This window comes from Curtobacterium sp. NPDC087082 (assembly GCF_044745045.1).
GTDB lineage: Bacteria > Actinomycetota > Actinomycetes > Actinomycetales > Microbacteriaceae > Curtobacterium.
Genome location: NZ_JBIUZN010000004.1, coordinates 438,396 through 458,065, shown reverse-complemented (window position 1 = coordinate 458,065; position 19,670 = coordinate 438,396). Strand labels below are relative to the sequence as shown.

General features: G+C 72.1%; 20 protein-coding genes. 14 read left to right on the top strand and 6 right to left on the bottom strand.

From position 1 onward, the window contains the following. Nucleotides 1-3: 3 nt before the first annotated feature. Nucleotides 4-1,365 carry an MFS transporter gene (locus tag ACIPEP_RS13415; RefSeq protein ID WP_071294666.1) on the bottom strand — a complete coding sequence of 454 codons (1,362 nt, stop codon included), beginning with the start codon at nt 1,363-1,365 and terminating at the stop codon, nt 4-6. A gap of 233 nt (nt 1,366-1,598) precedes the next feature. Beyond that, nucleotides 1,599-2,645 (bottom strand): hypothetical protein, encoded by a 1,047-nt coding sequence (locus tag ACIPEP_RS13410; RefSeq protein WP_402717518.1) that lies wholly within the window; start codon nt 2,643-2,645, stop codon nt 1,599-1,601. 90 nt (nt 2,646-2,735) lie between these two features. On the opposite strand from ACIPEP_RS13410, the gene ACIPEP_RS13405 reads away from it, so the two are divergent. Further along, nucleotides 2,736-2,939: a hypothetical protein gene (locus tag ACIPEP_RS13405; RefSeq protein ID WP_071294668.1), complete on the top strand. Its 204-nt coding sequence runs from the start codon at nt 2,736-2,738 to the stop codon at nt 2,937-2,939. 24 nt (nt 2,940-2,963) lie between these two features. On the opposite strand, the gene ACIPEP_RS13400 is transcribed toward ACIPEP_RS13405, so the two are convergent. Then, a complete protein-coding gene (locus ACIPEP_RS13400) occupies nt 2,964-3,701 on the bottom strand; it encodes a YidC/Oxa1 family membrane protein insertase (RefSeq protein WP_402717517.1) in 738 nt (245 codons plus the stop codon). A 67-nt stretch (nt 3,702-3,768) separates the two neighbouring features. Next, complete coding sequence (locus ACIPEP_RS13395; protein WP_402717516.1) at nt 3,769-4,044, bottom strand: DUF6412 domain-containing protein; 276 nt, start codon at nt 4,042-4,044, stop codon at nt 3,769-3,771. A gap of 67 nt (nt 4,045-4,111) precedes the next feature. Here ACIPEP_RS13395 and ybaK point away from each other — a divergent pair, with 67 nt between their 5' ends. From ybaK to pdxT, 8 genes are all read left to right on the top strand, one after another. Then, nucleotides 4,112-4,597 (top strand): Cys-tRNA(Pro) deacylase, encoded by a 486-nt coding sequence (gene ybaK, locus ACIPEP_RS13390; RefSeq protein WP_070418963.1) that lies wholly within the window; start codon nt 4,112-4,114, stop codon nt 4,595-4,597. 95 nt (nt 4,598-4,692) lie between these two features. After that, nucleotides 4,693-7,287 carry an ATP-dependent Clp protease ATP-binding subunit gene (locus ACIPEP_RS13385; protein WP_402717515.1) on the top strand — a complete coding sequence of 865 codons (2,595 nt, stop codon included), beginning with the start codon at nt 4,693-4,695 and terminating at the stop codon, nt 7,285-7,287. 585 nt (nt 7,288-7,872) lie between these two features. Then, nucleotides 7,873-8,106: a hypothetical protein gene (locus ACIPEP_RS13380; protein WP_402717514.1), complete on the top strand. Its 234-nt coding sequence runs from the start codon at nt 7,873-7,875 to the stop codon at nt 8,104-8,106. Nucleotides 8,107-8,322: 216 nt separating this feature from the next. Continuing rightward, nucleotides 8,323-8,865: an adenine phosphoribosyltransferase gene (locus ACIPEP_RS13375; protein ID WP_070418966.1), complete on the top strand. Its 543-nt coding sequence runs from the start codon at nt 8,323-8,325 to the stop codon at nt 8,863-8,865. A 63-nt stretch (nt 8,866-8,928) separates the two neighbouring features. Beyond that, nucleotides 8,929-10,980, top strand: coding sequence for a threonine--tRNA ligase (gene thrS / locus ACIPEP_RS13370; RefSeq protein ID WP_402717513.1), 2,052 nt, complete (start codon nt 8,929-8,931; stop codon nt 10,978-10,980). Continuing rightward, nucleotides 10,980-11,663 (top strand): HIT family protein, encoded by a 684-nt coding sequence (locus ACIPEP_RS13365; RefSeq protein WP_402717512.1) that lies wholly within the window; start codon nt 10,980-10,982, stop codon nt 11,661-11,663. The genes thrS and ACIPEP_RS13365 overlap by 1 nt, the downstream gene beginning before the upstream one ends. Before the next feature lie 12 nt (nt 11,664-11,675). Further along, nucleotides 11,676-12,596 carry a pyridoxal 5'-phosphate synthase lyase subunit PdxS gene (pdxS, locus tag ACIPEP_RS13360; RefSeq protein ID WP_070418967.1) on the top strand — a complete coding sequence of 307 codons (921 nt, stop codon included), beginning with the start codon at nt 11,676-11,678 and terminating at the stop codon, nt 12,594-12,596. Continuing rightward, complete coding sequence (gene pdxT, locus ACIPEP_RS13355; RefSeq protein ID WP_402717542.1) at nt 12,590-13,186, top strand: pyridoxal 5'-phosphate synthase glutaminase subunit PdxT; 597 nt, start codon at nt 12,590-12,592, stop codon at nt 13,184-13,186. The genes pdxS and pdxT overlap by 7 nt, the downstream gene beginning before the upstream one ends. A gap of 27 nt (nt 13,187-13,213) precedes the next feature. On the opposite strand, the gene ACIPEP_RS13350 is transcribed toward pdxT, so the two are convergent. After that, nucleotides 13,214-14,671, bottom strand: coding sequence for a tetratricopeptide repeat protein (locus ACIPEP_RS13350; protein ID WP_402717511.1), 1,458 nt, complete (start codon nt 14,669-14,671; stop codon nt 13,214-13,216). Then, nucleotides 14,671-15,939: an AAA family ATPase gene (locus ACIPEP_RS13345; protein WP_402717510.1), complete on the bottom strand. Its 1,269-nt coding sequence runs from the start codon at nt 15,937-15,939 to the stop codon at nt 14,671-14,673. Before ACIPEP_RS13345 ends, ACIPEP_RS13350 begins: the two co-directional genes overlap by 1 nt. Nucleotides 15,940-16,070: 131 nt before the next feature. Here ACIPEP_RS13345 and ACIPEP_RS13340 point away from each other — a divergent pair, with 131 nt between their 5' ends. The 5 genes from ACIPEP_RS13340 (at nt 16,071) to yajC (ending at nt 19,641) form a co-directional block, all read left to right on the top strand. Continuing rightward, the gene (locus ACIPEP_RS13340) at nt 16,071-16,835 is read left to right on the top strand and encodes a YebC/PmpR family DNA-binding transcriptional regulator (protein WP_070418971.1); all 765 of its coding nucleotides are present in this window, start codon (nt 16,071-16,073) and stop codon (nt 16,833-16,835) included. Nucleotides 16,836-16,842: 7 nt separating this feature from the next. After that, a complete protein-coding gene (gene ruvC / locus ACIPEP_RS13335; RefSeq protein WP_175475696.1) occupies nt 16,843-17,490 on the top strand; it encodes a crossover junction endodeoxyribonuclease RuvC in 648 nt (215 codons plus the stop codon). Then, nucleotides 17,487-18,104 carry a Holliday junction branch migration protein RuvA gene (gene ruvA / locus ACIPEP_RS13330; protein ID WP_071301584.1) on the top strand — a complete coding sequence of 206 codons (618 nt, stop codon included), beginning with the start codon at nt 17,487-17,489 and terminating at the stop codon, nt 18,102-18,104. Before ruvC ends, ruvA begins: the two co-directional genes overlap by 4 nt. Next, a complete protein-coding gene (ruvB, locus tag ACIPEP_RS13325) occupies nt 18,101-19,138 on the top strand; it encodes a Holliday junction branch migration DNA helicase RuvB (protein ID WP_071294678.1) in 1,038 nt (345 codons plus the stop codon). Before ruvA ends, ruvB begins: the two co-directional genes overlap by 4 nt. Nucleotides 19,139-19,233: 95 nt before the next feature. Next, nucleotides 19,234-19,641, top strand: a complete 408-nt coding sequence (gene yajC, locus ACIPEP_RS13320; protein ID WP_070418975.1) for a preprotein translocase subunit YajC — start codon at nt 19,234-19,236, stop codon at nt 19,639-19,641. Nucleotides 19,642-19,670: the final 29 nt, after the last annotated feature.

Below are 19,670 nucleotides of genomic sequence, written 5' to 3'. Positions count from 1 at the left end.
GCCTCAGCGCCGCCGACGCGTCGGCACCGAACCCGTCGCCACCGCGACCGACCCCGTCAGGGTCTGGATCGCCCGCGACACCACCGGCACCGAGGTCGTGACGACCGCGAGCGACGACGTGATCGCCTCGATCGACGAGGTCGACAGGTGCTCCTGGTTGTGCGTGTGCACCGGGAAGCCCCGACGCGCCGCGATCACGACGCCGAGCGACCCGACCAGCACGACGGCCCCGGCGAACGGCATGAACTGCAGCCCGACGACCCCGAGTGCCTGGCCGCCGATGGCCGCGCCGCCGGCGATGCCGATGTTCGACGCACCGTTGATGAGCGCACCCGCGATGTCGGGCGAGACACCGCCGGAGCGGATCGCCGCGGCCATGAAGAGCGTGCCGGTGGTGCCGTTCGCGGCCATCCACACGCCGGCGACGACCATCGTGCCGAGCAGCGACCCGTGCACGAACGGCAGCACCGCGAAGGCCGCTGCCATCACGGCGACGGCCGCGATCAGCGTCTGCCGCGGAGCCCGGTCGACGAACATGCCGGCGAGCCAGAGACCGACGACACCCGTGCCACCGAGGACGAGCAGCGCCCCGCTGACCATGTCGGCGTCGAGCCCGGCGTCGATCGCGTACGGCCCGATGTACGTGTAGACGACGTAGTGTCCGGCGAAGAGCAGCAGGTCGGCGATCACGACGGAGAGCAGGCCGGTGCGGGCCCAGGCCTTCGGGGAGCCGATGTGCGGCGACGATGCCCCGCGGACGCTCGGCAGGAACAGGAGCGCGACGACGGCGAGTGCTGCTGCGGCGACGGCGACGGCACCGACGGCCGGGCGCCACCCGATCGACTGCGCGACCCAGGTCGCCACGGGCACGCCGATGACGAAGCCGAGCGAGCTGCCGGAGTACACGAACGCGATCGCGCGACCGGCGAGACGCGGCGGCACGATGCGCGTCGCGTAGGCCGAGGCGACCGAGAAGAAGAGCGCGTGCGCGACACCGCCGACGATGCGTCCGGCGCAGACCACCGCGAAGGACGGCGCGAGCGCGATCATCACGTTCGACACCGTGTAGCCGATGAGCGTCGCCACGAGGACGGTCTTGCGGGGGAGTCGGGCGGTGAAGGACGTGAGCGGCAGCGCGAGGATCGCCACGGCGGCGGCGTACACCGTCACGACGATGCCCATGGTCGACTCGGAGACGCCGAGGTCGGCGCTCATGGTGCCGAGCAGCCCGACCGGCATGAGCTCGGTCGTGATCGCGAAGAACGTCGCGAGCCCGAGCACGGCGATGCCGACGATCGACTGCGTGGTGACGGTGATCGGCCGCGTGTTCGTCGACACGGCCGAGGTGGTGGTGTTGGTGGACACGATGCTGACCTCCTCCGGGGAACGGCGGAGCGCGCGTCGGTGTCGACGTGACGACGACCGGACCGGACGGTGCCGGCCGACGATGCGCGCTCGCTGTGGTGTGTGGATTGTGGGTACGACTCCACGGCGAGTGCGCTCTTCCAGTGTTGCACGCTGCAGCGAGGAGATGCGAGGGCCTTCGCCGAGAAAGTCCTAGGAGCGCTCCAACGCCGTCAGTGCCGAGACATTCCCGATCAGTTCTCGTTCGTCACGGTGCCCTGCACCCCGCCACCCCGGAGGCTCAGCGTCAGCGTGCCGCTCATCGACTGCGCCGACAGCGAGACCGACCCGTGCAGCGCGTCCTGCCGCGGGTAGCACGCGGACGTCGACTCCAGCCGGTTCGCCGTCGCGACGAGGCAGATCGTCGAGCGGTCCGTCCCGACGCCGGCCCACACGCTCCAGGGCGTCTCGAACGAGCCGCCGTCGAGCGCACGGTTCGTGAAGATGAGCCGCGTCGTCCGGAGCGTGACCGGCGCCTCGACCGGTCCCGGCAGCTGGTCGGCGTAGGTCTGCGGCGCGTCCAGCAGGTCCTCGAGCGTGATCGTCCCGGCACTCGGCGTCACGCTCGGCGCCGCCGCCGGGTCCGGCCTCGAGGTCCCGACCACCGTCCCCGCCGCGAACGCCACACCGACGGCCGCCGCGACGCCCAGCCCGATCCAGACGCGCGGCCGGGTGGTCCAGAACACCCGTGCGGCTCGCGTCCGCCAGGCGCCGATGCGGTCCAGGAGGCGCGACCCGCCTCCGTCACGGTCGCCCGGCTCCGTCCCGTGGCCGGTCCCCACCCCGTGGTCCGGTCCGTCGGGGACCCCGCTCGTGTCGTCGGTCGCCGCCCGGTTGACCGTGCTCGGAGCACCCTCGGCGGCGGCCGCGCCCTGTGGTCCCGCGTCCGGTGTCCGCGGCCCCGGTGTCGACGGCACCGAGACCGGACCCGGTGCCGGCGTCGTGACCCGGTCGGCGACGGCTCCCGAGGAACCGGCGAGGGGCCGCGCACCGCCGGTGTGGAACGGGCTCGTCGTGCCGGACGTGACGGCCCGGTCGGAGCCCGCCGCGGAGGTCGGACGCGACCGCCCCGTCGACCGGGCCCGCGGGGAGACGGGAGCCGCGCCTCCTGGACCGCGCCGTCCTCGGCCGAGCCGCTCGAGGGCGAGCCGCGCTGCGGCCGCGTCGGTCTCGGACGCGGCACCACCCCATGCGAGCGCCTCGAGCCGTGCTCGTTCTGCTGCCACGTCGTCGTCGGCCATGCGCACTCCCGGTCCGGTCGCACTGTCCGCCCATCGTCCCACCGGCGCCGTGCGGGCGCGCACCCAGTTCGCGGGGCGTAGACGGGGGTCATGAGCGACAAGCACGATCCCGACCCCGAGACCCTCGAGCCCCTGAGCCACGACACGCAGTCCGGGGAGGCCGACTACGTCGCGACGAGCCCGGGCGGGACGGGCACCGAGCGGCACGTCCCCCTGCCGGACGAGGAGCAGGGACGCGGCACCGAGTACGACCCCGTCGACCAGGGCCCGCAGCAGGAGGGCCAGGGCGGCTGACACGCCCGCCGCCCGACCGCGACGTCAGGCGAGCACGCGTCGCAGCACCGCACGCTCCCCGAGCGTCCACGCGGCACTCGTGACGACGTAGAGTGCGGCGGCCAGGGGCGCGATCGCGGCGAACACCACCGTGACGAAGGGCGCCCACCGGCCGATCGCCGCCGTCGCACCCGCCCCCGGCACCGCGGCGTCCGGCACCGCCGCCGGGTTCCACCGCAGGTTCGCCCGCCGGGTGAGCTCGACCACGAGGGCGAGCACGGCGAGCAGGAGCACCACGACCCACGCGTGCCACCAGAGCGGCGAGGTCACGACGACCACGAGCGCGTGCCCGAGCGGGACGCCCGCGAGCGTGGCCGTCAGCAGGGTGTTCACCGTGCCGTCGATCGAGGCGTGCGTGAACAGCGTGTACACGAGCGACAGCACCGGTGCCTGGGCGAGGACCGGCAGGCACCCGGCGAGCGGCGAGACCTTCTCGTTCGTGTAGAGCTCCTGCATCGCACGCTGCAGCCGTTCGGCGTCCTTCGCGTGGCGCTTCCGGAGCGCGGCGATCTGCGGGGCGAGGCGTCGGCGGTCCCGTTCCGCGCGGACCTGGAGCACGGCGAGCGGGACGAGCACGGCCCGGACCACGAGGGTGAGCAGCACGACGGCGACGGCGGCGGCGAGCCCTCCGGCGACGGGGGAGAGCGCCGCGCTGGTGGCGGCGAGGAGGTCGGCGCCGCCGTGCAGCAGCGGCCCGACGAGGGGCAGGGTGGTGAGGTCCATGACGTTCCGATCGGTTCGGTGGGAGGGGTCGCTTGTACGGCCCGTCCACCGGTCGGTGGTCAGGGCCTCAGGCGACGGCTCCCGGTGCCCGGGGTCGGGCGTGCCCGTCGGCGTCGGGGTGGCTCCACGCGATCCGCGTCACGAGGTCGACCGGGGCGCGCGACGACAGCGGCCGGACCGGCACCAGGCCGAGGACGATCGCGAGGACGCCGGCGACCAGCACCGCGACCGCCACGGCCGTGAGCCCGAGCGCGGCGACCGCGAGGAGCGGGACGGCACCGACCGACGGGTCGCCGAGCACCAGCGCGGCGGTGGCGCGCAGCAGGAGTTCGACGGCGGTCATGGTCCGTTCAGGGTAACGCCCGCGCGCCGTCGTGGGGGAAGTGGCTGGTCACGGCAGGATCGTGCCCATGACCGCAGGTTCGCCGAGCACCCCAGCGACCGCCGCCCTCGAGCGGGCAGGGGTCGCGTACACGCCGCACGTGTACGAGCACCACGAGACCGCCACGAACTTCGGCGAGGAGGCCGCGGCCGCCCTCGGGCTCCGCGAGGAGCAGGTGTTCAAGACCCTCGTGGTGTCGGTCGACGGTGCCCTGGCCGTGGCGATCGTCCCGGTGGCGAACCGGCTCGACCTCAAGGCGATCGCGGCTGCCGTCGGCGGGAAGAAGGCGACGCTCGCGGACCCGGCCCTCGCCGAGAAGCGCACCGGCTACGTGGTGGGCGGGATCAGCCCGGTCGGGCAGAAGACGAAGCTGCCGACCGTGGTGGACGAGTCGGCGCTGTCCTACGCGAGCATCTTCGTGTCCGGCGGGCGTCGCGGCTTCGACATCGAGGTGTCCCCGGCGGACCTCGTGCGCATCACCGAGGCGACCGCAGCACCGATCGCACGGACCTGAGCCGGGTCGCCGCAAGTTTCTTCCACGACCGGGAATGACCCGGTCCCTCCTGCGTTGCATTGAGTCGAAGGCACTCAAGTTCCCAGGAGGTCCCTTTGCCAGCAACGTTCGGCCCGACCGGCGGCAACGACTCGTTCGACGAGTTCCTCGCCCGCCTGCTCGCGGCACAGGACTCCGGCGCCCAGCGATCCGTACCGCTGGGACGCCCGGTCGACATCACGCGACTGCTCAGCCGTCGCACCCACGAGCTGCTCCAGCGCACCGCGGAGTTCGCGGCCGAGCAGGGGCAGCACGAGATCGACGCCCTGCACGTCCTGCACGTGCTCGTCCGCACCGACCCGTTCACCGCGGTCCTCCGGCACGCCGGGGTCGACCCCGAGCAGTTCGCGGACGAGGTCGAGCAGCGCCTGCCGATGGCGGGCGAACCCCGCCAGCAGCCCGACGGTCGCCCGGCCCTGACCGGGACCGCGCAGCGGATCCTGCTCGAGGCCACCCAGGCCGCCCGCGGGTTCGGCAGCACCTACACCGATCCCGAGCACGTCTTCTTCGCGCTCGTCATGGACCAGGACACCGTCACCGGGCAGCTGCTCGCCAGTGCCGGCGTCACCCCGCAGGTCATGCAGGACTACGCCGCGCAGGCCGCGGCGGCCGCCAGGGAGGGGCGCACGATGCCCACGAGCACCGACCAGACCACCGACACCGAGAGCGACACCCCGACGCTCGACCAGTTCGGCACCGACCTCACCGAGCGGGCCCGCGACGGCCGCATCGACCCGGTGATCGGCCGCGCCGACGAGATCGAGCAGACCGTCGAGATCCTGCTCCGTCGCACCAAGAACAACCCCGTCCTCATCGGCGAGCCCGGCGTCGGCAAGACCGCCATCGTCGAGGGACTCGCCCAGCGCATCGCCGACGGCGACGTGCCCGTGCTGCTCCAGGGCAAGCGCGTGGTCGCCCTCGACCTCGCCGGCATGCTCTCCGGCACGCGCTACCGCGGCGACTTCGAGGAGCGCCTCACGACGGCGATGGATGAGATCGCAGCGCACGCCGACGAGCTCATCGTGTTCGTGGACGAGCTGCACACCGTCGTCGGCGCCGGTGGTGGCGGCGAGGGCGGTTCGATGGACGCCGGCAACATCCTCAAGCCCCGGCTGGCCCGTGGCGACCTGCACATGGTCGGCGCGACCACGCTGAACGAGTACCGCCGGATCGAGAAGGACGCCGCACTCGAGCGTCGCTTCCAGCCGGTCACGGTGGGGGAGCCGAGCGTCGAGGACGCCGTCGCGATCCTCACCGGACTCGCCCCGCGCTACGAGGAGCACCACAGCGTCACGTACACGCCGGACGCCCTGCGCGCCTCGGTCGAGCTCTCGCACCGCTACGTCACCGACCGGCACCTGCCGGACAAGGCCATCGACCTCATCGACCAGGCCGGCGCACGTCGTCGCCTGGCCCTGTCTGGCGACGTCGACGTCGAGGCGCTCCGCGCACAGGTCGCGACGCTCACCGCATCGAAGGACGCGGCCGTCGCCGAGGAGCACTACGAGGAAGCGTCGCGCCTGCGCGACGAGATCGACGGACTGGAGGCGCGGATCACCGCCGCCGGATCGGCCGACGCAGGTCGCGCCTCCGGTCCGGAATCCGTGGGCACCTCGATCACGGAGGAGGACATCGCGGCCGTCGTGTCGCGTGCCACCGGGATCCCGGCGACCCGCCTGACGCAGGGCGACCGCTCCCGGCTCGCCGCGCTCGAGGACGAACTCCACGAGCGCGTCGTCGGCCAGGACGACGCCGTGCGGGCGATCGCGACCGCGGTGCGGCGCAGCCGGACCGGCATGGGCGACCCCCGTCGTCCGGTGGGCAGCTTCCTGTTCCTCGGTCCGACCGGTGTCGGCAAGACCGAGCTCGCGAAGGCGTTGGCCGGGTCGCTGTTCGGCGACGAGTCGGCGATGCTGCGCTTCGACATGAGCGAGTTCGGCGAGCGGCACACCGTGTCGCGGTTGGTCGGCGCCCCTCCCGGGTACGTCGGCTACGACGAGGCCGGGCAGCTGACCGAGCGTGTCCGTCGGAACCCGTACTCGGTCGTCCTGCTCGACGAGGTCGAGAAGGCGCACCCGGACGTGTTCAACCTGCTGCTGCAGGTGCTCGACGACGGTCGCCTGACGGACGGCCAGGGCCGCACGGTGGACTTCCGGAACACCGTCGTGATCATGACGTCGAACATCGGGTCGGAGTTCCTCGCGTCGCGCTCCGGTGCACTCGGCTTCGCGCCGGTCGGCTCCGCGGACGGGTTCGCCGAGGACGACCTGCGCGCCCGGGTCATGGGCAAGCTCCGTGAGGCGATGCGGCCGGAGTTCATCAACCGCATCGACGAGATCGTGCTGTTCCGCAAGCTCGACCGCTCGCAGATCGAGTCGATCGTGTCGCTCCTGCTCGAGGACACCGCGCTCCGCCTCGTCGCCCAGGGGATGACCCTGACGGTGACGGACGCCGCGGTCGGGTGGCTCGCCGAGCACGGCTACGAGCCGGAGTACGGCGCCCGCCCGCTCCGTCGGCTGATCCAGCGCGAGGTCGACGACCGCATCGCGAGCCTCGTGGTCGACGAGGCCGTGGCCGAGGGCGACACCGTCCGGGTCGACGTGGTCGACGGCGCGCTCGACGCCACGGTCGCGGTCCCCGCCGCGGTCTAGACACCTCGTCCGCATCGAACGCCCCGGTACCCCTCGTGGGACCGGGGCGTTCTGCGTGTCCGGCGTCCCCGAACTGTTCGGGAATGCAATTCCGGACGAATCTCGAGAAAAGGGTTGCGCGGGGAATACCGGTGTGGATAGTGTTCACGAGCAGCAATCACCGCGTCAGCACGAGACCGAGAGGGGGCCTGACCATGAAGTTCACCGAAACGACTCCGTTCCGTGGAATCCGTACGTCCGGCGGCACCCCGATCCGGGTCCGCTGACACGGGGCGTCCCACACCAGTCGCATCTCCGACCGGCCCGTCCGCGCTGAGGTCCTCCTCGCCGTCCGGTGCCGTTCCGACCCTCGGTCGCACTCGCCCGTCGCCCTCGCGGTGACGCACTCGGCGCGTGCCCGACACCGGTCGTGAATGTCGGTGGCCGGTGCGACGCTCCTTCCATCGGCAGCAATTCCTGACCGCACCCGTCGTGCATTCTTCGACGGGGCGCGGAATGCATTCTCCCGCATTCATCTCCCTTGCCCGCGTTCCGGGCAGTACTGCCATGCCCTGGCAGTCGTCGTCACGCCTGAAAGGCACCACCTTGTCAACGAAGACCGTCAACCGTCCCCCCGATACCCGTGCGGTGCGCCGTCGGGTCTCGCTCTCCGACCGCATCGCACTCCGCATCGGGATGTCCCTGATCATCTGGAGTCGTCGGACGCACCACGTGCGTCCGTCGGTCGACCTCGAGACGCGCCGGCGCCTCGAACGGGAGCGCGCCGCCCGCGAGGTCGCGTGGCTCACGCAGGTCGGCATGCTCAACCGCTGGCGCTGAGCCGCGCGGCGCGGCGGCGCGCCGCGCGCGCCGCCCCGCGGCTGCCGCAGTGTGCGAGGTTCCGCTCTCCGTGCCCGGCCCCTGGCCCCGCACGGAGCGCGGGACCTCGCACACTGTCACGCGAACCGCGCCCCCGCGCCCCCGCGCCCTGCGCGCCCCACCGCGCACGGTGTGGGGCGGGTCGGGCGCACCCCGCGCCTCCCGTACCGTTGTCGGGTGACCGAAACCGCAGCTGCACTCGTCGAACGCCTCACCGCCATCGTCCCGGACTTCCCATCGCCGGGGATCCTGTTCCGCGACGTCACGCCGGTGTTCTCCGACGCCGTCGCGTTCGGCCGCGTGTGCGAGGCACTCGCAGCACCCTTCGCGATCGGCGAGGGCTTCGCCGCCGTCGCCGGCATCGAGGCCCGCGGCTTCGCGCTGGCCGGCGGGATCGCCGCGCAGCACCAGGTCGGCGTCCTCACCGTCCGCAAGGCGGGCAAGCTCCCCGGCGAGGTCCTCAGCGAGCAGTACGCGCTCGAGTACGGCGAGGCCGAGCTCGAGCTCCGCCCCGGGCAGCTGCCCGCGGGCACGCGCGTGCTCGTGGTCGACGACGTCCTCGCGACCGGGGGCACCGCGGCCGCGACCGTGACCCTGCTCGAGCGCGCCGGCTACGAGGCGATCGGCTTCGCCGCGCTGCTCGAACTCGACGGCCTGTCGGGTCGCGAGCGCCTCGAACCGCGCCTGCCCGTGCAGACCCTCGGCGCCGTCCCCGCGTGAGCCTCGGCGGGGCGCCCCGCGCACTAGTCTTGATCCACCATCCAACCGAGGAGTCCCATCATCGTGACCGAGTCAGTCGCCGCAGCGCCGGAAGGCGCGTCGCCGGACAACGCCGAGCCCGCAGCCGTGCCCCAGGCACCCGAGCCCCGCACCGCGACGACGACCACGACGGGCACCGAGCTGTTCGACGGCGTCCGCGGCGTCGTGGCGATCCGTGTCGCGGGTGTGCTCAAGGACCTCGCCGCCTCGGTCGACGCCGGTGACGTCGTCGAGCCGGTCACCCTCGACGAGCAGGACGGCCTCGACATCCTGCGCCACTCGGCCGCGCACGTGCTCGCGCAGGCGGTGCAGCAGATCAACCCCGACGCCAAGCTCGGCATCGGCCCGCCCGTCACCGACGGCTACTACTACGACTTCGACGTCGCCGAGCCCTTCACCCCCGAAGACCTCAAGGCGATCGAGAAGGGCACGGACCGGATCATCCGGCAGGCCCAGCGCTTCCGCCGCGTCGTCGTCACCGACGAGGAAGCCCGCGAGCGCATGGCGGGGGAACCCTACAAGCAGGAGCTCATCGGCCTCAAGGGTGCTGCGGACGCCGGCGACTCGGGCGAGAGCGTCGAGGTCGGTGCCGGCGAGCTGACGGTCTACGAGAACGTCGACCCGAAGACGGGCGAGGTCGTCTGGCAGGACCTCTGCCGCGGCCCGCACCTGCCGCACACCCGCATCATCGGCAACGCGTCGAAGCTCATGCGCGTCGCCGCGGCGTACTGGCGCGGCTCGGAGAAGAACCCGCAGCTCCAGCGCGTGTACGGCACGGCCTGGCCCGACAAGGACCAGCTCAAGGCCTACCTGCTCCGGCTGGAAGAGGCTGCGAAGCGCGACCACCGCAAGCTCGGCGCCGAGCTCGACCTGTTCTCCTTCCCCGACGAGATCGGGTCCGGCCTGGCGATCTTCCACCCGAAGGGCGGCATCATCCGCCGCGAGATGGAGGACTACTCGCGCCGTCGGCACGAGCAAGAGGGCTACTCGTTCGTCTACACGCCCCACATCACCAAGGGCGACCTGTTCGAGACCTCCGGGCACCTCGGCTGGTACAAGGACGGCATGTTCCCGGCCATGCACATGGACGAGGCGCGCGACGAAGACGGCAACATCACCCGCCAGGGCGCTGACTACTACCTCAAGCCGATGAACTGTCCGATGCACATCCTGGCGTACCGCTCGCAGGCCCGCTCCTACCGCGACCTGCCCCTGCGGATGTTCGAGTTCGGCACGGTCTACCGCAACGAGAAGTCCGGCGTCATCCACGGGCTCACCCGCGTGCGCGGCCTGACCCAGGACGACGCGCACATCTTCACCACGCAGGAGAAGATGAAGGAGGAGCTCACCACGACCCTCCAGTTCGTGCTGTCGCTGCTCCGTGACTACGGCCTCGACGACTTCTACCTCGAGCTCTCCACGAAGGACCCCGAGAAGTACGTGGGCGACGACGACGTGTGGGACGTCGCCACGAACACCCTGCGCGAGGTGGCGGAGGAGACCGGACTCGAACTCGTGCCGGACCCCGCCGGTGCCGCCTTCTACGGCCCGAAGATCTCCGTGCAGGCCCGTGACGCCATCGGCCGCACCTGGCAGATGTCGACCGTCCAGCTCGACTTCAACCTGCCCGAGCGCTTCGGCCTCGAGTACGCGGCGGCGGACGGCACGCGGCAGCGCCCCGTCATGATCCACCGCGCGCTGTTCGGCTCGATCGAGCGGTTCTTCGGCGTCCTCACCGAGCACTACGCCGGCGCCTTCCCGGCCTGGCTCGCCCCGGTCCAGGTCGTCGCGATCCCGGTCGCGGCGGAGTACGGCGACTACCTCGACGAGGTCGTCGCGAAGCTGCGCTCGCACGGCGTCCGTGCCGAGGTCGACCACTCTGACGACCGCATGCAGAAGAAGATCCGCACGCACACGAAGCAGAAGGTGCCGTTCCAGCTCATCGCGGGCGGCGACGACCGCGACGCCGGCGCGGTCTCGTTCCGCTTCCGCGACGGTCGGCAGGACAACGGTGTGCCCGTGGACGAGGCGGTCGAGCGCATCCTCACCGCGATCCGCGAGCGCGCGCAGGTCTGATGACCCCTCCAGGAGGCACGGATCCCGTCGGTGGGACCGGTCGCGTCGACGACGCGGCCGGTCCCACCGCCGTGCCCGCTCCCGACTCGTCGGGTCCGGCCGGTGCGGCCGGCGCCGGCGGGGCGGACGACCCGCTCGTGATCCGCGACGCCGCGACCGGCGCCGCGGTGCCCGATGCGTTCCAGCGCCTCTGGAACCCGCACCGGATGGCGTACATCGACGCCGGGCGCGAGGGCAGGGGCCGCGGCCACGACGACGACTGCCCGTTCTGCGAGGCCCCGCACAAGTCCGACGAGGACGGCCTCATCGTCGCGCGGGGCGAGCACGCCTACGTCCTGCTCAACCTGTTCCCGTACAACAACGGGCACCTGCTCGTCTGCCCGTACCGTCACGTCCCGCTCTACGACGAGGCGACGCCGGACGAACTCCGCGAGATCGGCGAGCTCACCCAGACGGCGATGCGCGTCCTTCGGGCCGTGTCGCACTGCGACGGCTTCAACATCGGGATGAACCAGGGCGAGGTCGCCGGCGCCGGTGTGGCCGGCCACCTGCACCAGCACATCGTGCCGCGGTGGCAGTCGGACGCGAACTTCTTCCCGATCATCGCGCGGACGAAGTCGATGTCCCAGCTGCTCGGCGAGACCCGCCGACTCGTCGCCGAAGGGTGGCCGTCGGAGCACTAGACTGTCGGCATCATGAGCGACAGCAGCAGCACCACGAGCACCCCCGGCACCTCGATCACCGGCTCGGACCGCGTCAAGCGCGGCCTCGCCGAGATGCTCAAGGGCGGCGTGATCATGGACGTCGTCGACGCCGAGCAGGCCCGCATCGCGGAAGAGGCCGGCGCGACCGCCGTCATGGCCCTCGAGCGCGTCCCCGCCGACATCCGCGCGCAGGGTGGCGTCGCCCGCATGTCCGACCCGTCCATGATCGAGGAGATCATCGCGAGCGTGTCGATCCCCGTCATGGCGAAGGCCCGCATCGGCCACTTCGTCGAGGCGCAGGTGCTGCAGGAGCTCGGCGTCGACTACATCGACGAGTCCGAGGTGCTGTCGCCGGCCGACTACGTCAACCACATCGACAAGTGGAACTTCACCACCCCCTTCGTCTGCGGTGCGACCAACCTGGGCGAGGCGCTCCGTCGCATCACCGAGGGCGCGGCCATGATCCGCTCCAAGGGCGAGGCCGGCACGGGTGACGTGTCCGAGGCCACCAAGCACATCCGCACGATCAACAAGGAGATCGCGGCGCTGCGTCACCTCAAGGAAGACGAGCTCTACGTCGCCGCGAAGGACCTGCAGGCCCCGTTCGACATCGTGAAGGAGGTCGCGCAGACCGGCAAGCTCCCCGTGGTGCTCTTCACCGCCGGTGGCGTCGCGACCCCGGCCGACGCCGCGATGATGATGCAGCTCGGCGCGGACGGCGTGTTCGTCGGCTCCGGCATCTTCAAGTCGGGCGACCCGGCCAAGCGTGCCGCCGCGATCGTCAAGGCCACGACCTTCCACGACGACCCCAAGGTCATCGCCGAGGTGTCCCGCGGTCTGGGCGAGGCGATGGTCGGCATCAACGTCGCCGACGTCCCCGCACCGCACCGTCTCGCCGAGCGCGGCTGGTGAGCGCCCGGCCCCGCATCGGGGTCCTCGCGCTGCAGGGCGACTTCCGTGAGCACATCGCGTCGCTGACGGAACTCGGTGCCGACGTGGTGCCGCTCCGTCGCCCGGAGGAGATCGGCGCCCTCGACGGCGTCGTCATCCCGGGCGGGGAGTCCAGCGTCATGGACAAGCTCGCGCGTGCCTTCGGCGTGGCCGAGCCGCTGTCCGAGGCGATCCGCGGCGGGCTGCCGACCTACGGCACCTGCGCGGGCATGATCATGCTCTCCTCGCGCATCGCCGCCGGGATCCCCGGGCAGCAGACGCTCGACGTGCTCGACACGACGGTGCGCCGCAACGCCTTCGGCAGCCAGAACGACTCGTTCGAGATCGACATCCCGATGCCGGCCCTCGGCGAGGCCCCGGTGCACGCGGTGTTCATCCGCGCGCCCGTGGTGGAGCAGTACGGCCCCGGGGTCGACGTCCTCGGCGCGCTCCCCGACGGGCAGGTCGTCGCGGTCCAGCAGGGCGCCGTCATCGCGAGTGCGTTCCACCCCGAGGTCGCCGGCGAGGACCGCTTCCACCGGCGCTTCCTCGACCTCGTCCGCGCCGCCTGACGCCGACCGGCCCGTCGCTCGACGGGGTCAGGCCACGCCGGTAGCGACCAGCACCTGCACCACGACGGCCCGGACGGCGAACGCCGCGAACCCGAGGGCGATCACGGCGTACACGACGAGCCGAGCGCGCCGCGGCCGGCCCACCGCACGCAGGATCTCGGCCGCGCTCTGCAGCACGAACACCCGTGTGGCGAGCAGCAGCGGGACGACGGCCACGGCCCACGTCCCCGTGGTCGGTGCCGCCAGCGCGACGATGCCCCAGGTCACGAGCGCGGCGAAGCCGGCGATGTACGCACCACCGCGGTCGTTCTCCTCCTTGCGACGCCGTCCGCGGTCGGCGACGAGCCCGTCCCACAGCCCGGACCGCACCTGACGACGGCGTTGCACGATCGTGGTGGCGTCCTGCGCAGCGGACTGCAGCAGCAGCGCGACGCCGAGCACGGTGACGATGGTGGTGTACCCGTCGCCGGCTGGTGGGACGATGCCGGCGAGCAGGAGCACCGCTCCGGCGGCACCGGCGATCCAGGTGAGTGCCGCGACGCCGAGCACGACGGGTACGAGCGGGACCCGCCGCATCGTCCGGAGGAGCAGTCCGCGCGGGAACTTCGCGAACGAGTGCACCTCCACGAAGCAGACCCAGAGCGCCGCGATGCCGGTCAGGGTCCACCCGAGCGTCTTCGTGACGACGTTCGCACCGCCCCCGGCAGCGATGTGGGCGCCGAGCACCGTCACGACGAGGGACCAGGCGACGACGCCGACCGGCACGGACATGAGGCTCCAGAGCCCGTCGTCCACACGTCGGCGGGCCTCCCACGACGTCGGGTGCTGCGCGAGGACCCGAGCGGACTGCGCGACCCGCTCGGACAGCTGCAGGACCGATCCGGCCGCGAGCATCACCCACTCGTCGTTCGGGTCGAGCTCGAGTGCTCGGTCCATGGCCTCGCGTGCCCGTGGCGCGAGGGCCGCGTCGGTCCACGAGAGGGCGCGGTAGCACTGCGCCGCGTCGGCGAACAGCCGGGCGTCGTGGGGTGCGAGCTCGAGCGCGCGGTCGAGGGCTGCCGCGGACCGGGCGACGTCCGCCGTCGGCCACGCGGCTTCCTCCGCTGCGGACCGCTTCGCGTGCGACCAGCGTGTGTGTGCGAACGCCCACAGCAGGTGCGCGGTCGCCCAGTCCGGCCGGCGCTCGCGCAGTTCCTCGGCCGCGGCCTTCGCCGCCTGGCGCTCGTTCGCGTCGAGCATCGCGTTCACCCGGGCGGACAGGGCGGTGGCGTTGTCAGGGTCGAGCGCGAGGGCGCGCTCGGCGGCGGTGCGACTGGCGGCGTGGTCGTGGCGTGCGCGTTCCGCCCGTGCGAGCGTCGCCCACAGCCGGGGGTCGTCCGGTGTGCTCGCGACGGCGGCGGTGAGCACGGCCCGCGCGTCGTCCGGGCGCTTGAAGCCCAGGAGCGCGTCGGCGCGCTCGACCACGACGTCGACCGCGTCGACCATCAGAGCTGCTTCTCCTCGCGGAGCCACTCGACCATGTCGTCGTACTCGCCGCTGGCGTTGGAGTACTCCGCCACGTTGCGGGCGGTCTGCACCCAGGGGCCGATCGACGGCTTGACCTCCTTGAGGGCGGCGCGCATGTCGTCCATCCGCATCGGCCGCACCGACCCGGTCCGGATCGACTCCGTCATCGCCTTCTCCGCCGCGGTGGTCACGAGGTGCTCCAGGTCGGCGCCGGAGAAGCCCTTCGTGCGACGGACGAGGTCGCCGAGGTCGATGCCCTCGATCGGCCGTCGGCGGAGGTGGACACGGAGGATCGCCTCGCGGGCGTCGTCGTCCGGTGGGCGCACGAGGACCATCCGGTCGAAGCGTCCCGGTCGCTTCAGCGCAGCGTCGACCTCCCACGGGTGGTTCGTGGCCGCGAGGACGTAGACGCCGTCGTTCTGCGAGTCGACCCCGTCCATCTCGACGAGGATCTGGTTGACGACGTTCCGGAACGACGAGAACGTGTTCCCGCTCCGCTTCGCGCCGATCGCGTCCATCTCGTCGAAGAACAGCACGGCGGGCGCGTGCTCGCGGGCCGTGCGGAACACCCGGTGGATGTTCTTCTCGCTCTCGCCGATGAACCGGTCGAGCACGTCGCTGAGCGTGACGGAGATGAAGTGCGCTCCGAGCTCGCCGGCGATCGCGCGGGCGAGGAACGTCTTGCCGCAGCCGGGCGGACCGTACAGCAGCAGGCCGCCGCGGAGCTTCTTGCCGAACGCGGCCGCGATCTCGGGGTGCGCCATCGGCTGCAGGAACGACTCGTCGATCCGCCGCTTCACGACCTCGAGCCCGCCGACGTCGGCGAGTCGGACGGTCTCGCGGCGGAGTTCCGCCACCGGGTCGGCGTCCTCGGCGGTCTCGGCAGCCTCGGCCACGAGCTCCTCGTCGTGCTCGGCCACGACCCGCTCGACGAACGGCGGCTCGGTCGGGTTCGCGATCGACGCCTCGAGCTCGGACCAATCGATGTCCTCGTGCCGGTCGCTCGGTGCCGGTGTCGGCGGCGCGACCGGCGGCTCCGGCGGCTCCGATGCCGCGAGGGCCGCGCGCCGGACGACCGCCTTCGCCGCCTCGTCCTCCGGCGCCTCGCGCAGCACGACGCTCGCCTGCTCGATCGCCTCGCCGTGCCGGCCGGCGTCGGCGAGCAGCTCGGCGTAGCGGACCCGGAGGGTCCGGTCGTCGGGGAGCGCCTGGACGGCGGCCTCGAGTGCGGACAGCGGATCGGTCATGCGTTCCCCCTGGTCGTCCCGGTGCTGCGCCCATCGTACGTGCGTCGACGGGCCCGCCCGCGAGGCGGGGCCGCACCGTGCCTCCAGGCCGCTAAGCTGGACGGGACTTTCCGCAAGACGCAAGGAGCACCGTGTCCGGGCATTCCAAGTGGGCAACGACCAAGCACAAGAAGGCCGTCATCGACCAGCGACGTGCCAAGTCGTTCGCGAAGCTCATCAAGAACATCGAGGTCGCCGCCAAGATGGGCGGCGCCGACCTCTCCGGCAACCCGACCCTCGTCGACGCCGTGCAGAAGGCCAAGAAGACCTCGGTCCCCAACGACAACATCGACCGCGCCATCAAGCGCGGTGCCGGCCTGACCGGTGAGACGATCGAGTACACGACGATCATGTACGAGGGCTACGGCCCGAACGGCGTCGCGATGCTCATCGAGTGCCTCACGGACAACAAGAACCGTGCCGCTGCCGAGGTCCGCACCGCGATGTCGCGGAACGGCGGGACCATGGCGGACCCGGGCAGCGTCGCCTACAACTTCTCCCGCAAGGGCGTCATCTCCGTCACCAAGACCGACGGCCTCGACGAGGACACCGTCATGACGGCGGTGCTGGACGCCGGCGTCGAGGACGTCATCGACCAGGGCGGCGGCTTCGAGGTCATCACCGAGGCGACCGACCTCGTCGCGGCCCGCACCGCGCTGCAGGACGCCGGGATCGACTACGACTCCGCCGATGCCGAGTTCGTCCCCGGCCTCAAGGTGCCGGTCGACGCCGACACGGCGCGCAAGGTGTTCCGCCTGATCGACGCGCTCGAGGACAGCGACGACGTGCAGAACGTCTACTCGAACTTCGACATCCCCGCGGACGTCCAGGCCGAGCTCGACGAGGACGAGGACTAGCCCGATGCTGCGCGTGCTCGGGGTCGACCCCGGGCTCACGCGGTGCGGCGTCGGCATCGTCGAGGTCGCATCGAACCGCCGCGCCCGGCTCGTCCACGTGACGGTCGTGCGCACCCCGGCGGACATGGCGCTCGAGCAGCGGCTGCTCCGCATCGCCGACGGCATCGCCGCCGAGATCGACGAGCACCGTCCCGACGCCGTCGCGGTCGAGCGGGTGTTCGCGCAGGCGAACGTCCGGACGGTCATGGGCACGGCGCAGGCCGCCGGCCTCGCCCTGCACGCCGCGGCGGCACGGGGGCTGCCGGTCGGGCTGCACACCCCGTCCGAGGTGAAGGCCGCCGTGACCGGGTACGGCAACGCGGACAAGCGCCAGGTGCAGACGATGATCGCGCGCGTGCTCGGCCTCGACGAGGCCCCCAAGCCCGCCGACGCCGCGGACGCGCTCGCCCTGGCGGTGTGCCACGCCTGGAGGCTCGGGTCACCCGACACGGTCGGCACGCGTGCCACGAACCTCACCCCGGCACAGCGTGCCTGGCGGGACGCACAGGGCGGCACGGTCGACTCGCCGCTGGCACGCGCCGCGGCCGCCGCCGCCGGTCGCTCGCAGCGTGGCTCGTCGGCATCGTCGGTGGCCGGCCGTAGGCTCGGGGCATGATCGCGAGTCTCCGGGGCACCTGCATCGACATCGCCGGCTCCGGCGTGGTGATCGAGGTCGGGGGAGTGGGCTACGCGGTCACGGTGACCCCGGCGCACGCGCTGACGATGCGCCACGGGTCCGAGGTCTTCGTCCGGACCGCGATGATCGTGCGCGAGGACGAGCACCTCCTCTTCGGCTTCGAGTCCACCGACGCGCTCCAGGTGTTCGACCTCCTCCGCAGCGTGTCCGGCGTCGGCCCGAAGTCGGCGATGGGCGTCCTCGCCCACATGGACCCGGCCCAGGTCGCGAACGCCGTCGCACACGACGACGACGGCGCCTTCCGCAAGGTCTCCGGCATCGGCCCGAAGACCGCCAAGCTCATCATCGTCGCCCTCTCCGGCAAGCTCGCCGCGTTCGAGCAGGCCCCCGTCGTGGCGGCCCGCGGCGGGACCGCGCACCCGGCCGCGACCGACGTCGTCGCCGCCCTCGTCGGCCTCGGCTGGCGCGAGGACGCCGCGCAGCGTGCGGTCGACGAGACCATCGCGTCCGAGCCGGGCGTCGCCTCGATGGGCACCCAGGCACTGCTCCGCGCCGCCCTCGGCGCGCTCCGCCCCGCCGGTGCCGGCCGGTGAGCGGGATCACCGCCGCGGGCGCCGAGTCACAAGAGGAACTCGCGTTCGAGGGGGCCCTCCGGCCGAAGTCCCTCGACGAGTTCGTCGGGCAGCGGAAGGTCCGAGGGCAGCTCGACCTGCTCCTCAAGGCGGCGGCGCTGCAGGACCGGACGCCCGACCACATCCTGATGGCCGGCCCTCCCGGACTCGGCAAGACGACCCTCGCGATGATCGTCGCGCACGAGTCCGGTCGGCCCCTGCGGATGTCGAGCGGCCCGGCGATCCAGCACGCCGGTGACCTCGCCGCGGTGCTGTCGTCCCTCGTCCCCGGCGAGGTCCTGTTCATCGACGAGATCCACCGGATGGCCCGCTCGGCAGAGGAGATGCTCTACCTCGCGATGGAGGACTTCCGCATCGACGTGATGGTCGGCAAGGGGGCCGGCGCCACGAGCATCCCGCTCGACCTCGCGCCGTTCACCCTCGTCGGCGCCACCACGCGTGCCGGCCTCCTGCCGAACCCGCTGCGCGACCGCTTCGGGTTCACCGCCCACCTCGAGTTCTACGAGAAGGACGAGCTCGAGCAGGTCCTCATCCGGGCGGCGCACCTGCTCGAACTCGACATCGACCGGTCCGCCCTGCGCGAGATCGCCGGGCGCTCCCGGGGCACACCGCGCATCGCGAACCGCCTGCTCCGACGTGTCCGCGACTACGCCCTCGTGCACCGCACCACCGACGGCATGGCCGCCGTGCAGGGCGCCCTCGACCTCTACGACGTCGACGAACTCGGACTCGACCGTCTCGACCGCGCCGTGGTCGAGACGATGCTGACGCGCTTCGACGGCGGTCCCGTCGGCCTGAACACCCTCGCGGTGTCCGTCGGGGAAGAGTCCGAGACCATCGAGTCGGTCGTCGAACCGTTCCTCGTCCGGGTCGGCCTCGTCACCCGCAGTCCCCGCGGGCGGATCGCCACCCCGCAGGCCTGGCGGCACTTCGACATGACACCCGGGCAGACCGGCCTCGCACAGCCCGGGCTGTTCGACGACGACGCCGACTGACGTCCCCGTCCGCGGTCTCGGTGACATGCCACGCACAGACGTGTGCCCTAGACTGCTACGGCCCGAAACCGAGCAACCAGAGAAGGCAACGCATCATGGGTCAAGAAGTCATCCTCATCGTCATCGTCGTGGCGTTCGCGGCCTTCATGTTCTACAACAGCCGGAAGCGCAAGAAGCAGCAGGGCGAGCTCGCCACCAAGATGGTGCCGGGCGCGAAGGTCATGCTGTCCTTCGGTCTGTACGGCACGCTCCTGTCGGTCGACGACGAGAAGGTCACGGCCGACGTCGAGATCGCACCCGGAACGGTCGTCACCGTCCACCGCCAGACCCTGTCGCGTGTCGTCGACGACACCGCGTCGGACATCACCACCACGGCCACGCCCGAGGACGAGCCGGCAGCGCCGAAGCCCGTCGCCGAGCTCAACGGGGAGCCGATCTACGGCGAGCGTGTCGAGTCCACGGACGCCGACACCGACGCTGCGAAGCGCAAGACCGAAGACTGACTCCTCGGCCGCCGGGTCCACCGACCCGG

Coding starts and splice junctions, on each gene's coding strand:
- ACIPEP_RS13410 (WP_402717518.1), bottom strand. CDS start 2,645: ATGGCCGACGACGACGTGGCAGCAGAACGAGCACGGCTCGAGGCGCTC.
- ACIPEP_RS13405 (WP_071294668.1), top strand. CDS start 2,736: ATGAGCGACAAGCACGATCCCGACCCCGAGACCCTCGAGCCCCTGAGC.
- ACIPEP_RS13400 (WP_402717517.1), bottom strand. CDS start 3,701: ATGGACCTCACCACCCTGCCCCTCGTCGGGCCGCTGCTGCACGGCGGC.
- ACIPEP_RS13395 (WP_402717516.1), bottom strand. CDS start 4,044: ATGACCGCCGTCGAACTCCTGCTGCGCGCCACCGCCGCGCTGGTGCTC.
- ybaK (WP_070418963.1), top strand. CDS start 4,112: ATGACCGCAGGTTCGCCGAGCACCCCAGCGACCGCCGCCCTCGAGCGG.
- ACIPEP_RS13365 (WP_402717512.1), top strand. CDS start 10,980: ATGACCCCTCCAGGAGGCACGGATCCCGTCGGTGGGACCGGTCGCGTC.
- pdxS (WP_070418967.1), top strand. CDS start 11,676: ATGAGCGACAGCAGCAGCACCACGAGCACCCCCGGCACCTCGATCACC.
- ACIPEP_RS13350 (WP_402717511.1), bottom strand. CDS start 14,671: ATGGTCGACGCGGTCGACGTCGTGGTCGAGCGCGCCGACGCGCTCCTG.
- ACIPEP_RS13345 (WP_402717510.1), bottom strand. CDS start 15,939: ATGACCGATCCGCTGTCCGCACTCGAGGCCGCCGTCCAGGCGCTCCCC.
- ruvA (WP_071301584.1), top strand. CDS start 17,487: ATGATCGCGAGTCTCCGGGGCACCTGCATCGACATCGCCGGCTCCGGC.
- yajC (WP_070418975.1), top strand. CDS start 19,234: ATGGGTCAAGAAGTCATCCTCATCGTCATCGTCGTGGCGTTCGCGGCC.